The 14,005-nt window shown below is 66.8% G+C and carries 11 protein-coding genes; 4 read left to right on the top strand and 7 right to left on the bottom strand.

Translation table 11 applies throughout. The features are described from left to right. Positions 1–48: 48 nt before the first annotated feature. From ACT53M_RS10640 to ACT53M_RS10630, 3 genes are all read right to left on the bottom strand, one after another. Positions 49–1,245: an acetylornithine transaminase gene (locus tag ACT53M_RS10640; protein WP_476233272.1), complete on the bottom strand. Its 1,197-nt coding sequence runs from the start codon at positions 1,243–1,245 to the stop codon at positions 49–51. A 112-nt stretch (positions 1,246–1,357) separates the two neighbouring features. Beyond that, a complete protein-coding gene (locus ACT53M_RS10635; RefSeq protein WP_476233270.1) occupies positions 1,358–2,764 on the bottom strand; it encodes a patatin-like phospholipase family protein in 1,407 nt (468 codons plus the stop codon). 139 nt (positions 2,765–2,903) lie between these two features. Continuing rightward, positions 2,904–3,743, bottom strand: a complete 840-nt coding sequence (locus ACT53M_RS10630) for an ABC transporter permease (RefSeq protein WP_476228803.1) — start codon at positions 3,741–3,743, stop codon at positions 2,904–2,906. A gap of 52 nt (positions 3,744–3,795) precedes the next feature. On the opposite strand from ACT53M_RS10630, the gene ACT53M_RS10625 reads away from it, so the two are divergent. Continuing rightward, positions 3,796–4,482: a GcrA family cell cycle regulator gene (locus ACT53M_RS10625; RefSeq protein WP_476233269.1), complete on the top strand. Its 687-nt coding sequence runs from the start codon at positions 3,796–3,798 to the stop codon at positions 4,480–4,482. Between the two features lie 42 nt (positions 4,483–4,524). On the opposite strand, the gene ACT53M_RS10620 is transcribed toward ACT53M_RS10625, so the two are convergent. Further along, positions 4,525–6,213 (bottom strand): SPASM domain-containing protein, encoded by a 1,689-nt coding sequence (locus ACT53M_RS10620; RefSeq protein WP_476233267.1) that lies wholly within the window; start codon positions 6,211–6,213, stop codon positions 4,525–4,527. A gap of 134 nt (positions 6,214–6,347) precedes the next feature. On the opposite strand from ACT53M_RS10620, the gene parE reads away from it, so the two are divergent. Next, positions 6,348–8,327 carry a DNA topoisomerase IV subunit B gene (gene parE, locus ACT53M_RS10615; protein ID WP_476233266.1) on the top strand — a complete coding sequence of 660 codons (1,980 nt, stop codon included), beginning with the start codon at positions 6,348–6,350 and terminating at the stop codon, positions 8,325–8,327. Positions 8,328–8,372: 45 nt separating this feature from the next. Here the strand turns inward: parE and ACT53M_RS10610 are convergent, their stop codons facing one another. Next, positions 8,373–8,753 (bottom strand): hypothetical protein, encoded by a 381-nt coding sequence (locus tag ACT53M_RS10610; RefSeq protein ID WP_476233265.1) that lies wholly within the window; start codon positions 8,751–8,753, stop codon positions 8,373–8,375. Positions 8,754–8,874: 121 nt separating this feature from the next. Here ACT53M_RS10610 and ACT53M_RS10605 point away from each other — a divergent pair, with 121 nt between their 5' ends. Beyond that, the gene (locus ACT53M_RS10605; protein ID WP_476233262.1) at positions 8,875–9,129 is read left to right on the top strand and encodes a hypothetical protein; all 255 of its coding nucleotides are present in this window, start codon (positions 8,875–8,877) and stop codon (positions 9,127–9,129) included. Further along, a complete protein-coding gene (locus tag ACT53M_RS10600) occupies positions 9,129–10,925 on the top strand; it encodes a hypothetical protein (RefSeq protein WP_476233260.1) in 1,797 nt (598 codons plus the stop codon). Before ACT53M_RS10605 ends, ACT53M_RS10600 begins: the two co-directional genes overlap by 1 nt. Here the strand turns inward: ACT53M_RS10600 and ACT53M_RS10595 are convergent. Both ACT53M_RS10595 and ACT53M_RS10590 read right to left on the bottom strand, forming a co-directional pair. Then, positions 10,915–13,056, bottom strand: a complete 2,142-nt coding sequence (locus tag ACT53M_RS10595; RefSeq protein ID WP_476233258.1) for a TonB-dependent receptor — start codon at positions 13,054–13,056, stop codon at positions 10,915–10,917. The two genes, ACT53M_RS10600 and ACT53M_RS10595, sit on opposite strands and share 11 nt — an antisense overlap. A gap of 187 nt (positions 13,057–13,243) precedes the next feature. Next, on the bottom strand, positions 13,244–13,876 hold the full coding sequence (locus ACT53M_RS10590) for a PEPxxWA-CTERM sorting domain-containing protein (RefSeq protein ID WP_476233257.1): 633 nt from the start codon (positions 13,874–13,876) through the stop codon (positions 13,244–13,246). Positions 13,877–14,005 lie beyond the last annotated feature (129 nt).

Genomic DNA, 14,005 nt, shown 5'->3' with positions numbered 1-14,005 from the left:
GCCGCGAAGCGGCGGAAGGGTGAGGGGGACTGGAAGGCCCCCGATGCGTCAGTTCTGGCCTTGCACCGCAAAGCTGCGCGCGCCGGCGCTCAGCTTTTCGACGGCTTCGGCGATGTGGCTTTCGTCGATCACCAGCGGCGGCAGGACGCGGAAGACGTTTTCGCCCGCCGCGACCGTCAGCAACCCGTGATTGTCGCGCAGATGGGCGACGAAGTCGCGGCTGACCGCCGGCTCTTTCATCTTGATGCCGAGCATCAGCCCCTTGCCGCGGATTTCCTCGAACAGATGGTCGTGGTTGGGGATCATCTGCTCGAACGCCTGGCGCAGCCGCTCGCCCATCGCGGTGACATGGTCGAGGAAGCCGGGCTCCTCCATCACGTCGAGCACCGCCATGCCGGCCGCCATCGCCAGCGGGTTGCCGCCATAGGTGGAGCCGTGGGTGCCGGCGACCATGCCCTTGGCCGCTTCCTCGGTCGCCAGGCAGGCGCCGAGCGGGAAGCCGCCGCCGATGCCCTTGGCCGAGGTCATGATGTCGGGCGTGATGCCGTAATGCTCATAGGCCCACATCTTGCCGGTGCGGCCGTACCCGCACTGGATTTCGTCGAGGATCAGCAGCAGGCCGTGCTCGTCGCACGCCTTGCGCAGGCCCTGGATGAATTCCGGCGTACCGGCGGTCATGCCGCCCTCGCCCTGCACGGTTTCGACCAGGAAGCCGGCGGTCTCGTCGTCGATCAGCGCCAGCGCCGCGTCGAGATCGTTGAACTTCGCATAGGCGAAGCCGGGCAGCAGCGGCTCGAACCCGTCGCGCATCTTCGGCTGGTCGGTCGCCGAAATGGCACCGAGCGAACGGCCGTGAAAGGCGTTCTTGAAGGTGATCAGCTTGTGCCGCTGCGGGTTGCCGTTGGCGAAGTGATAGCGGCGCGCGGTCTTGATCGCGCACTCGATCGCCTCGACGCCCGAATTGGTGAAGAACACCGTATCGGCAAAGCTGTGCTCCACGATGCGCTTCGCCAGCGCCTCGCCCTGGGGCGAGCCGTAGAGGTTCGACACATGCATCAGCGTGGCGGCCTGATCGGCGATCGCCTTCACCAGATGCGGATGGCCATGGCCGAGCGCGTTCACCGCAATGCCGGCGGCGAAATCGAGATAGCGTTCCCCTCGTTCCCCGATCAGGTAACAGCCCTCGCCTCGCACCGGCCGCACACCGCACCGCGGGTAAACGGGCATGAGCGAAGTGATGGCCATGGGAACTGTACCTCCTGAAAAAAGCAGAAACGCTGGGTGGAACTCCAGAAACGCAAAAGGGCGGCCTACCGGACCGCCCGCCTTGCGTTTTAGTGCTGCTTCGGCCGGGAGGTCAACCGCCCTTTATGGGCACCTCCGGGATGACATGGTTCCATTGCTGCACCGCCCCGCGCGAGCGGCCATAATCGGCGGTGCAGGCCATGTACCAGGGATAGAACTGGATCGGCTTCTGCTTCGCGTCCATCTGCTGCCATTCGGCGCAGGTCTTGTTGTAGAAGACATGCGCTTCGGGCGGCTGTCCGCCGGGAATGCCGGCGGTGCCCAGCAGCGCCATGTGCAGCCAGCCCTTCTCCACGCCCAGATCCTCGACCGTCGCCGCCGAGAAGATATAGACCTGCGTCTCCAGCAGATCGACGGCGCGCAACGCCCCGCTGATCGCCGTCCATCGCTGCACCGGCTTGCCGTCCCCGCTCCAGCTTCCCGCGTCCATCGAAGTGTTGACCATCAGCGTGATCTGCGCATCCGGTTGCGGCCCGCCGCCCTCCCGCGCGCCATTGATCGCGCGCAGCACCGGTTCCAGGAACATGCCGAACCGGGCGCCGCCATCCATGTACATCTCCGCGCCGCGCTCGGTCTGCAACGTGACCGGCGGCACCCCGGGCGGTACCGAGGAGGAAGCGAGCAGCGCATCGACATAGCAGCCCTGGATGCGCTTCAGCTCGGCATCGGGCTGCGGCTTCAGCGTCCGCTCGGCGAGTTCGGTCATGTCGATGCCATAGCCGGTGCCGTCGTCGAGATTGCTGACCCCCACCCAAAGCTGGCGCTTGAAGTCGCGGTGCTGGCGCCCGACTTCCTGCAGCGTACCGATCGTCATGATCTTCAGCAGCCGATCGCGCAGCGGCGCAAAGCTGGCGCTCGATCCCTTGAGCAGCGCCCCCACCACCGCACCGCCGAAGCGCACGCGCATCAGATCGGCTTCGCGCGCGATCGAATAGGCCAGCACCAGATCGCCGACGTTCGACGTGCCGGGCTTCACCACGAAGCCGGTATCGCCGTCCTTGCCCGACATGGGGCCATCGACCCAGTCATAGGTCCGGTCGGCCGGCACCTTCTGGTTCGCCAGGAACAGCAAGGTGCTCTGGAGCGAACCGGTGCTCACGCCGGTCACGATATCCCAGGTGGGCAGGCTGCCCATGCCATAGAAAAAGCCCGCACCGAAGGCACCATGCTGGCCGCCGCCGCTCAGCGCGAGAAACTGGTCGGGCGCCGGTCCCGTCATCGCATGTTCGGCCTGCAGCTTCAGCGCACGCCGGGCGCGCAGCGTGCTGCCAAGGTCGCTGCTGGCACGGTCGCCGGCCTGTTCGAGCGCGGCGGATACGCCGTCCCGGGCTAGCTGGGGCGATTTGAACTGCGGCCCCACCGTAAGCGGCAGGACATGATAATCGCAGCCGGCGATCGGCTTTGGTCGGGGCTGGCTGCAGCCGGCAAGCGCCAGCGCCGCGCACGCCACGAGTACCATTTTGCCCGCAAAGCCCATCGTGCCGCTCCCCCGTGGAAACGGGGGCGAAATCAGCCGATCCGGCGGATGCCTGCAACCTTTACTGGATCGGGAATGAACGTTTCTTGGCCGTATCGACCGGGCGCGGCCGCAGCCGGGGTCAGCTCTTGATCTTCCACCCGCGCCGGAGCAGCGTATAGCAGGCCAGCCCCAGCACTACGTCCAGCGCCAGGATCACGCCGCTGCCCAGCAGGATCGGCGAATCGGCGACACCGAGAAAGCCGTAGCGGAAGCCCGAGATGATGTAGAAGAACGGGTTGGCATGGCTGATCGCACGGAACAGCGGCGACAGATTCTCGACCGAATAGAAAGTGCCCGACAAGAGCGACAGCGGCGCGACGACGAAATTGGTGATCGCGGCGGCATGGTCGAACTTTTCCGCCCAGATCGACGTCATCACCCCCATCAGCGCGAGGAACAGCGAGCCGAGGAACCCGAACCACAGCACCGCCCAGAGATGCGCCGGGAAGACATGCACGCCCCACAGCGCCATCGCCAGCCACACCGTGCCGCCGACGCAGAAGGCGCGCGTCACCGATCCGCCCGCCAGCGCCGCCAGCATCTCGCCGGTCGACAGCGGCGGCATCAGATAATCGACGATGGTGCCCTGAATCTTGCCGACCAGCAGCGAGAAGCTGGCATTGGCGAAGGCGTTCTGGAGCATGCCCATCACGATCAGGCCGGGGGCGATGAAATCGGCATAGTGAATCGGCCGGCCATCCAGCACCAGCATTCGCCCGCCGCCGCCCAGCGCGACCGTGAAAATCACGAGGTAGAGCAGCGTGGTGACCGCCGGTGCCCACACCGTCTGGAGCTGCACCTTGAAGAAACGGCGCACCTCCTTGATATAGAGGGTGCGCAAGCCTCCCCAGTTGACGTTGCGAATCACCGGAACGCCCGGCTCGGGAAGCTGTGAACCGATTTCGGGGTGGCTGCTCATGGCGCGATCGCGTACCCGCTGACGCAGCCGCCCGCAAGACGAAGGAAACGAAGTGAGCTGGACCGACGAGCGTATCGAGACGCTGAAGAAGATGTGGGACAGCGGCCTGACCGCCACGCAGATCGCCGAGGAACTGGGCGGCGTGTCGCGCAATGCCGTGATCGGCAAGGCTCACCGCCTTGGCCTGCCCTCGCGCCCGTCGCCGGTGAAGCCGAACGAAGCCAAGGCCGCCGCCCCCGCCGCACCGGCCGAACCCAAACCGGCACCCGCGCCCAAGCCGGCGCCCGCGCCGCGCGTTCAGGCCGAAGCGCCTGCGCCGCGTCCGGCCGCACCCGCCCCCGCAGCACCCGCTGCCCCGGCCGAACCGGCAGCCGCCGCCGATGCGGAGCCGCGCGCGCCGCAGCCGGTGCTCCGCTCGGTCGGCCCGGGCGGCTTCATCCGCCAGAATCCGGGCGAGCAAGCACCGCCGATCGCCCCGGCCCCGCCGCGCCGGCTGGTCCCCGCCAAGCCCAGCGACGCGATTGCGGGCAAGACCACGCTGCTCGATCTGAACGACAAGATCTGCAAATGGCCGCTGGGTCATCCGGGCGAGCCGGACTTCCATTTCTGCGGCGAGAAGGTGAACCCGGGCTTCCCCTATTGCGTCGAGCATTGCGGCCACGCCTATCAGGCGCAGCTGCCCCGCCGCGACCGTCGCCCGGCCCCGCCGATGCCGTTCGGCACGCCGCGGGTACGGTAAGCCCTCAAAATCCTCCCCCAGCCGCCTGGGGGAGGATTCACATCAGGCGGCCAGCACCGCCTCGCCGCCGAGTGCGGCGGCTTCGGACAGGCGATAGCCCGCCTGTTCCTCAAACCCGAGTTCGCGCAGACTCATGGCTTCGATGCGCAGCAGTTCCACATCCTGCGGAAAGCGGATGCGCCCGGAAGCACATAGCGCGACGCGGCGCGCAGGGTCGGCCGCGGCATCGCGGATCGCCTCCGCCCACTCCTCGCGGCTATATTCGGTGCCCAGTCCGTCCGAAGGCAGCTCGGTTTCGAACGCCAGCTTGCGCCAGCTTGCCACGTCGTAGAGATGCGCCAGCGGGTCACCCAGAATCGGGTGGCGCAGCGTTTCGAGGAACGCGCGGTACAGCGGGTGACTGGGATCGCCGACATTCTTGCGCGGGAAATCAGCCGCCAGATGCCCGCCGGTCTTCTGCATCATGTAGAGCCGCATGGAGTCGGCGCCGAGCGTCTGCGCCAGCTGCACCAGCGCCGGCATTTCATGATAATTGTCGAGCTGGATCGTCGCGTTCAGGTGGAACTCGCAGAAATCGTCCTTGGCGCGCTTGGCGGCGATGAACTGCAGGTTCGGGTAGAGCTTGTCCCACTTCCCCGGCCGGCGGACGACATCGTAAACCCAAGGGGTGCAGGAATCGATCGAGACATTGACCATCGGCCGGTAGCGGTCGAGCCCGGCATAATCCTTCCACCGTCCCTCCCCCATCAGCAGCGCGTTGGTGTGGATTTCAAGCTCGAGGTCTAGTGGGTGATCGGCCATGTAGCGCAAAATCGAGCGGTAATGCGGGCTAGACCACGGATCTCCCTGTCCGGACACGGAAATCCGCGCCTTGCCGCCCGCATTGAGCAGCGGACGAAAGACTTGCTCCTCGATCCTGTCGAACCGACGTTCCTGCGCCTCGTCCGCTGCCAGAATGCCGCCACGGCAAGAAGGGCAGGCGAGATTGCAGGTTACGTCGTGGGCGAGGAACAGCCAGCGCGGCCCCGCATCCATTTCCGTCAACCCGTGCTCAATAACGGTACGCAGCGCCGGATCAGTGACCTCGTCGCGCAGCGGCAGTGTGTCCTCGTTGATGAAGGTGCAGCGCTGCTTGTTGCAGTAGCGGTACGAACCATCGAGAATACTCGCCCGCATCGCCTGCGCGGAAGCGCTGTTCCATATTTGCTCGAACGTCTGGCCGTCCATGTTGCCAAGCCGCTGCTGGGTCCAGATCGAGCAACAAGGCGCGACGGTACCGTCCATCAGCGTCTCGAACTTGACGAACGGCGCGTCGCAGAAGCGTGTGGAGAGGTCAGGGGACTTTTCTGTACCATGCCGCTCGACAAAGAAGATCGCCCCGGCTGTCTGCGCGCAATGGGGATGATGTGCGAGCAACTCGCGCAAGAAAGTCGCGCCCCGCGTACGATCCACGGACAGCGCGTGTAGCATACCCCCCAGAAGATTCAGTGCCTTGCGCACCTGGGGCGCCTGTCCCGGTTCCAGCAGTTCGATCAGGTCGCGCAATTCGGCGACGTCGTCGTGCTGTGCAGCGTCGGCCAGCAACGGCCAGACTTCCGGATGATCCAGTCCATCCGCCAACCGGTCGACCAGATTGCTGAGGATCGGGAAGAACGGGCTCTGCGCCGGATCGACGGGAGCGGACGCTTCCCGCCTGTGGTGCTGTTCGCTGGTTCCGGGAAGATAGGGCATCGGGTACTCCGCTGGGCTCCTTCCCATTTTAGGGGCGCTGCGGCAGCACGCGCCCGTCTAGGCAATTTTTTCCCACCACCCTCCGCATCCGCCCCGCCTTGCGCGCCCTGCCCGGCGCCCCCTATACGTTCCGCATGTCCGACGACCTTTTCGATGCCGCCGCCGCGCCCGGCAGCAACAGCTATGATGCGTCCTCGATCGAAGTGCTGGAGGGGCTGGAGCCCGTCCGCCGTCGGCCGGGCATGTATATCGGCGGCACCGACGAGCGGGCGCTGCATCATCTGGCGGCCGAAATCCTCGACAACGCGATGGACGAGGCGGTCGCCGGCCATGCCAACCGCATCGAAGTGACGCTGGCCGCGCCCAACCGCATCACCATCACCGACAATGGCCGCGGCATGCCGGTCGATCCGCATCCGCGCTTTCCGGACAAGTCGGCGCTGGAAGTGATCCTGTCGATGCTCCACTCGGGCGGCAAATTTTCCGGCAAGGCCTATGCCACCTCGGGCGGCCTGCACGGCGTGGGCGTGTCGGTGGTCAATGCGCTGTCGGTCGATACGGTGGTGGAGGTGGCGCGCGACCGCCAGCTCTATCGCCAGCGGTTCAGCCAGGGAAAGACGCTGGGGCCGCTGGAGCATCTGGGCGGCACACCCAACCGGCGCGGCACCAGCGTGGCCTTTACGCCCGATCCAGAGATTTTCGGCGAGATGCTGTTCAAGCCGGCGCGGCTGTACAAGCTCGCACGGTCCAAGGCCTATCTGTTCGCGGGCGTGGAAATCCGCTGGAAGTGCGACCCCGCGCTGATCACCGACGATACCCCGGCCGAGGCTGTGTTCCAGTTCCCCGGCGGCCTCGCCGACCATCTGAAGGAACAGGTGGCGGGCCGCGAATGCGCGACGGCCGATTTCTTCGCGGGCGCGCAGGAGTTTCCGGACAGCCAGGGTCGCGTGGAATGGGCGGTCGCCTGGCCGCTGTGGAGCGACGGCAGCTATAGCTGGTATTGCAACACCATCCCCACCCCCGATGGCGGCACCCATGAACAGGGGCTGCGCCAGGCGCTGGTGCGCGGCCTGCGCAGCTTCGGCGATCTGGTCGGCAATAAAAAGGCCAAGGATCTCAACCCCGACGACGTGATGACCGGCTCCGAGCTGATGCTGTCGGTGTTCATTCGCGAGCCGCAGTTCCAGAGCCAGACCAAGGACCGCCTCACCAGCCCCGAGGCGACCGCGCTGATCGAAAAGGCAGTGCGCGACCATTTCGACCATTTCCTCACCGACAATATGGAACGCGGCAAGGCGCTGCTCGGCTATGTGCTGGAGCGGATGGACGACCGCCTGCGCCGCAAGCAGGAGCGCGAGGTCAAGCGCAAGTCCGCCACGTCGGGCCGCAAGCTGCGCCTGCCGGGCAAGCTGACCGACTGTTCGGCCGACAGCCCCGAGGGCACCGAGCTGTTCATCGTGGAGGGTGACTCGGCCGGCGGGTCGGCCAAGCAGGCGCGCGACCGCAAGACGCAGGCGATCCTGCCGATCCGCGGCAAGATATTGAACGTCGCCAGCGCGACGTCGGCGAAAATCCTGGCCAATCAGGAAATCGCCGACCTGATCCAGGCGCTCGGCTGCGGCACCCGCAAGGACTGCGACGCGGCCCAACTGCGCTACGAACGCATCATCATCATGACCGACGCGGACGTCGATGGCGCGCATATCGCAACGCTGCTGATGACCTTCTTCTTCCAGGAAATGCCCGATCTGGTGCGCAAGGGGCATTTGTATCTGGCGCAACCGCCGCTCTACCGCCTGACGGTGGGGTCGAAGAGCCTCTACGCCCGCGACGACGCGCACCGCGCCGAGATCGAGGCAACCGCGTTCAAGGGCAAGAAGGTGGAAGTCAGCCGGTTCAAGGGGCTGGGCGAGATGAACCCCAACCAGCTCAAGGAAACCACCATGGACCCCGCCACCCGCGGCCTGCTGCGCGTGACGCTGCCCCAGGAATATGAGGAGCGGGCAGGCGTGAAGGATCTGGTCGACCGGCTGATGGGCAACAACCCGGCGCACCGCTTCGCCTTCATCCAGGAAAATGCGGCACGGCTGGACGAGGAAGTTATCGACGCCTGAGGGGGTGTTCCCCTCCTTGCGAAGCAGGAAGGGGCGATTTGCACCTCACTGCTGCGAGGCGCTGACCTCGACGATCAATACGCGGGCGATGCCGGGCTCGACGGCTTTCGCTGCCTCGGTCAGGTCGTGATCGAGTTGCGCGACGTCCACCGCGCGCAGGCCGGACGCATCGAGCCGGGCAAATTCCAGCCCTGCGGCCACGATCGCGGCGCGCACTTCCGGCATGGTCTGGCCCAGCTTCTGCTGTGTTTCGGCATTGCCGGCGTCGAGCACGATCTTGAAATTGAGGCTGCCGCTGACACGCGCGGCATCGACGATCGGCACGGTCATCTTGTCCATCGGCACCAGATGCAGGTCGCCCCCGCCCTCGCCGCCGCCCGAGGCCCGTGCCGTTCCCGCAGGCAGGGGCGCAAGCGCCAGTGCCATGCCGAACATCGCAAGGGTTCGCGTGTGCCGCACCGATTATTCCTCCGCAAGTTGCTGGGGCCACGCCGATTCCGGGCCGCACTCATCCTATAATAGGGGTGAACCGCTTAACGGATTACCAATGAGTCACGATCAACGCCCCGGTAAGATTCGTGTCGTCCAGGACGATCGCCGCCCGGGCGGAACCGGCGCCGCCACCGCGAACGGTGGCGCTTCGTCGGACGCCGGCGCCTCCGGTGCAGCCAATGCCGTTATCGAAGGCAATGCTGCGCCGGCCAAGCCGGCAGGCCTGCCGATCGTCCCTGCCCTGCTGTTCCTGATCGCCTGCGCGATCGGCGGCGGGCTGGGTGCGTTCCTGCTGACGCGGGGCCTGTGATGCGCGCCCTGCTGGTTGCGCTGCTCGCGAGCGGCGCGGCGATTGCCGCCGATCCCAAGCCGCCCGAACCTGCGCCCTCGCCTGCCGCCACGGCACCGGCTGCCGAACCAGCGCCTGTAAAGAGCCCCGCCGCGCTGCCGCCCTTCGCCGCCGAGCTGGCACAGATGGACATGATCGAGGGCGAAGGCGACTGGCCCGAGCTGACCGACGATGCGGCCTGGGCCGCGCTCATCTCCGCCACGCCGGAAACGCGGCAGCTCGCCCGCTGGCGCTATGCCGGGTCGCTGATCCGCCAGGGGCGCGGCGCCGATGCCTTTGGCGTGCTGGAGACGATGCGCGGCGAAGACGAGGATCTGGCACTGGTCGCCCAGTTCCAGCTCGCCACCGGCGCGGCGCTGACGCTGATGGCGCGCGACAAGGAAGCGGTGCAGGCGCTGGCGCTGGACGAACTTTCGGGCAATGCAGAAGGCTGTGCGTGGCGGATGCGCGCGCTGGCGCATAGCGGCAACGAAGCTGCCGCCGCGCGCGAGATCAATTGCGCGATCCCGGCGATCAATGGCCGGCCCGGCTATGAACGTCGCCCGTTCACGCTGGCGGCGGCACAGGCCGCTATTGCCGTGGGTCAGGCGCGCCCGGCGCTGGCCTGGCTGAAGCTGTTTCCCGATACCGACCCCAATGCCAATCTGCTGCGCGGCCGCGCGCTGATGGCGCTGGGCGATCCCGAAGGCGGGCAGTTGCGCTTTGCCCGGGCCGAGCGCAGCGGCACCCCCGAAGTGATTGCCGGCGCACAACTGGCGCGCATCCAGGCCGATCTGGCGCTGCACCGTGTCGGTCCGGACGAGGCGATCAAGCGGCTCGACGATCTGCGCTTCGGCTGGCGCGGCGGCACGATCGAGGAAACCGCGCTGCGCATCGAATATGGGCTGGCGCGCGAGCAGCATAATATGCGCGCGGCGCTGCGCTGTGCGGCGACGCTGTTCCGCTATTTCCGGCCTGGCCCCGAGGCGGCGCAGATGCTGGCGGAAATCCAGGCCTGGCTCTCGGCGATCCTCGCGCCCGACAGCGGCGTGCCATTGCCCGAGGCGGCGGGCCTCTATTGGGATTATAAGGAACTCGCGCCATCGGGCGCGGAGGGCGACGCGCTGGCGATGCGGCTGGCCGGGCGGCTGGAGGCCGTGGGGCTCTATGCCCGCTCCGCCGAGTTGCTCGAATATCAGCTGATGCAGCGGCGGCAGGACGTGGCGCAGGGGCCGCTTTCGGTGAAGGTGGCGACGCTGCATGTGCTCGCCGGGCGGCCGGACCGTGCACTCGACACGCTGCGCAATACCGAGCAGCCCAGCTATACCGACGCGATGCGCTGGGACCGCAAGCGGATCGAGGCGGTGGCGCTGCACCGGCTGGGCCGCGACGATGCCGCCGTCGCTGCGCTGGACGGCGTGCCCGATGCCGCGAGCGTCCGCGCCGAAATCCACTGGCGCAACCGCAACTGGGGCGCATTCGTCACCGAAAGCGAGCCCGCCCTGCCTTCGCCCAAGGGGCTAACCGCCCCCGGCCAGGCCGCCGTGCTGCGCCAGGCAGTGGCGCTGGCGATGCTGGGGCGCGAGGACAAGCTGACAGCTCTGCGCGCCCGCTACGGCGCGGCATTCAAGCTGCTGCCCAGCGCGCAGGCATTCGACATGCTGACCCAGCCCGCCACCAAGATCGATCCCGCCCGGATCAGCGCGGCGATGGGCGCCATCCCGGAAGCCAGCCCGGCCGGGTCGATCGGCGACCTGCTCGACGCGCCTACAGGCTGAAGCGCAAGGTCACGCGAATGTCGCGGCCGGCAAGCGGCGCATAATCCTTCAGATAGCTGCTTGCCCGCCGCGCATTCACGTCGAGCAGGTTGTTCGCCGAGACCATGATGCTCGTCCCCGGCATGGCGGAGAAGGGCTTCAGGTTCACCGACGCGTTGACCATCGTATAGCCGCTGGTGCGCGTCTCGAACGCGGCGATGCGGTTCTGGGTGAAGACATGCTCGACCTCGAACCGGCCGCTCAGCCGGTCCGACTGCGCCTCGATACCGCCCAGCACCCGCGCCGGCGGAATGCGCGGCGCCGGCCCCTGATCGACGATATTGGCATGGACATAGTCGCCGAGCAGATCGGCGTTGAGCGTATAGCCGCCCCATTGCGCCAGCCGCAGCGATCCTTCGGCCTCGAACCCGTAATAATGCGCATCGGCTTGCGTGAACTGGAAGCACGGCAGGTCCACCGTGCGTCCGCTGGGCGCCGCCGCCGCCGCGCACACCGACTGCGCCGTCTGGGCGTCGGAGATATAGTTGGAGAACCAGTTGTAATAGGCCGAGCTGTCGAGGCTGTAGCCATCGCCATGCGCGTGCAGCGTCGCTTCGATCCCCCAGCTCTTTTCCAGCCGGAAGGCGGGGCTGCCCAGCTCATAGGCTTCGGTGCCGCCATGCGGGCCGTTGGCGAACAGTTCCTCGGCCGAGGGGGCGCGTTCGGTGTGCGACAGGTTGAGGCCGATCCGCACCGCGCTGGAAAGGCCATAGGACGCGCCGACCGAACCCGACACTGCATCGAACTGCCGTTTACCGGCGAAGAAGCGCGCATCGCCGGTCGGTGTGTCGGCGGACAGGTCGGTGCGCTCATAGCGGACGCCCGCCTCCGCCTTCACCCGGCCCAGATCGAGCTGCTGGAGCGTGAACAGGCCGATCTGGCTGGTCTGGCTCTTGGGCAGAAACGCCTCGTCGCCCTTCACATCGAAGTTGCGGCTGAAATATTGCACGCCCGACGCGCCCTTCCACGCGCCATGATCGGCCTGGACCAGTTCCAGCCGGCCCTCCAGCCCCTTGTTGTAAAAGGCCGTGCCGATCGCGCCATCGGGTTCCAGCTCGAAATGGCGATATTGGGCAAAGCCCGCGCGCAACCGCACCTTCTGGAGCAGGGCACCGTCGGCATCGACTTCGGCGCGCAGATCGAGCCGGTTCTGCACCACGTCGAGCCGCGGCGATTCCTGGCCGTCGCCGGGCCGGGTCGCGAAGCGGATCGGCACGCCGTACAGGCTGTCATAATGGCTGTAGGACAGGCCGAGATTGCCGCGATCGGTAATGATCGCCGCACCGACACCGGCAGTCCAGGTCTTGGAAGCGGTATTCGGCAGCGTGCCGCGCACCGCCGCATTGGCGGCGAAGTCGATCGGGTCGGCCGGCGCGGCCTTGGCACTGGCCAGCGCTTCGGCGCGCTTCTCGGCGGTCAGCGCATAACCGCCGATCTTCAGATCGTCGGTCTTGGTGTAGGAGCCGTCGGCGTGCAGCACCAGCAGATTGCCGACCGCAACATCGCCGGCACCTCCCACCGAACGCTCATTCGCGGCCGAGCCATAGGTGGCGATGCTGTTGAGCCGATAGCCCTTTTCCGGCACCGAACGGGGAATGCGGTTGTCGATCACATTGACCACCCCGCCCATTGCCGATGACCCGAACAGCAGCGCCGAGGGGCCGCGCAGCACCTCCACGCGCTCGGCGAGCAGCGGGTCGATGATAACGGCATGGTCGGCCGAAGTGTTCGACACGTCGATCGAGCCGATCCCGTCGGTCAGGATGCGCACGCGCTCGCCCTGAAAGCCGCGCAGGATGGGCCGCGACGCGCTGGGGCCGAAGGAGCTGGCGGAAACGCCCGGCTGCCGCGCCAGCGTCTCACCGATGGTGGGCCGCAAATCCCGCGTCAGCTCCTCGCCGCGGACAACCGAGGTGCCCGAAAGCACATCGGCTTCGCTCTGCCGATAGGGCGCCGTGATGATGATCGCCGCGTCCTGCTCCTTGCTCTGCTGCGGGGCCTGGGGAGCGGCTGCATTGTCCGGGTCTGCGAGGGCGGCATGGGCCGGAGAAGCGAGGAGAGCGGCGGAAGCAAGCAAAGCGGTACGGAACATGAAGGGCAACCCCGGCTGCGTTTCTGGTGCGTTGCCGTCAGCGCCTAACAGCTATGATATAATACAACAATACACATCGCGAAAATTTTCCGCGCCGCAACAAAATGAAATGCGCGGCCGGGCAAAGGGGAAGCCCGGCCGCGCACCGTGCCGCCCTCCGGCAGGACAGCAGCATGGCTCCGCCAGATCAGGCGATGGCTGCGCGCACCGAACGCCGGCGCCGAACCGCTGCGCCGACAATGGCGAACCCGCCGATCATCAGTGCCCAGTTCGCCGGCTCCGGCACGCCCGATGCGCCGAGCACCACGTTCACCGTGGCATTGCCGATCGTGGTTCCGGTCAGGTCCGGCGCACCGAATACGCTGGTGAACGCGCCCGCCGCCTGGCTGGTCAGCGCCAGCGAGAGGTTGGAGCCCAGCGTGAACAGCGGCACCACGCCCAGCACCGCGCCATTGGCGGTCGCCGTGCCGCGCACCAGCCCGGCAGCGGTATCGATCTCGAAATTGCCGATCTGCAGCAGGTTGCTACCGGAGGTGAAGTTCAGGCCAGAACCGGCATGTTCCACCAGTAGCGCATTGGTCGCGTCATTGCGGCTGCCGCCGGTGACAAGGAAGGTAGCGACCGGATTGCTGGTATTGCTGGTTCGGGTGATGCTGGCCGTGCCCCAGGAAGACAGCGACAATCCAAGGCTGGCAAAGGTCTGCGCGGCCGTCAGGTCAACGGCGGTGCCCCCGCCCAGGATCGGAGCGGCAGAAGCCGCGGCGGGTGCAAGCAGGGACGCTGCCAACGCCGTCAAACAGGTTGCAGTGAGTGTACGCATGACTTCCCTCTCAACTGTTGGTTCCGCCATCGCGACTGCACGGGAGTGAGCCTGAAGCGCCCCGGGTTTTCCGGAGGCTCCTATCTGTGAGAAGGAGCCACGATGAGCAATATGAGGAACAAGTTCTCA

Source organism: Sphingomonas sp. DMC6 (assembly GCF_056314225.1).
Note: the sequence above shows the minus strand (reverse complement) of the source record. Positions and strands in the feature narration are given on the sequence as shown.

Excerpts from the sequence above, each read along its gene's own strand:
- ACT53M_RS10620 (WP_476233267.1), bottom strand. The coding sequence starts at position 6,213 with ATGCCCTATCTTCCCGGAACCAGCGAACAGCACCACAGGCGGGAAGCG.
- ACT53M_RS10630 (WP_476228803.1), bottom strand. The coding sequence starts at position 3,743 with ATGAGCAGCCACCCCGAAATCGGTTCACAGCTTCCCGAGCCGGGCGTT.
- ACT53M_RS10600 (WP_476233260.1), top strand. The coding sequence starts at position 9,129 with ATGCGCGCCCTGCTGGTTGCGCTGCTCGCGAGCGGCGCGGCGATTGCC.
- parE (WP_476233266.1), top strand. The coding sequence starts at position 6,348 with ATGTCCGACGACCTTTTCGATGCCGCCGCCGCGCCCGGCAGCAACAGC.
- ACT53M_RS10595 (WP_476233258.1), bottom strand. The coding sequence starts at position 13,056 with ATGTTCCGTACCGCTTTGCTTGCTTCCGCCGCTCTCCTCGCTTCTCCG.
- ACT53M_RS10590 (WP_476233257.1), bottom strand. The coding sequence starts at position 13,876 with ATGCGTACACTCACTGCAACCTGTTTGACGGCGTTGGCAGCGTCCCTG.
- ACT53M_RS10640 (WP_476233272.1), bottom strand. The coding sequence starts at position 1,245 with ATGGCCATCACTTCGCTCATGCCCGTTTACCCGCGGTGCGGTGTGCGG.
- ACT53M_RS10605 (WP_476233262.1), top strand. The coding sequence starts at position 8,875 with ATGAGTCACGATCAACGCCCCGGTAAGATTCGTGTCGTCCAGGACGAT.
- ACT53M_RS10610 (WP_476233265.1), bottom strand. The coding sequence starts at position 8,753 with ATGGCACTGGCGCTTGCGCCCCTGCCTGCGGGAACGGCACGGGCCTCG.
- ACT53M_RS10635 (WP_476233270.1), bottom strand. The coding sequence starts at position 2,764 with ATGGTACTCGTGGCGTGCGCGGCGCTGGCGCTTGCCGGCTGCAGCCAG.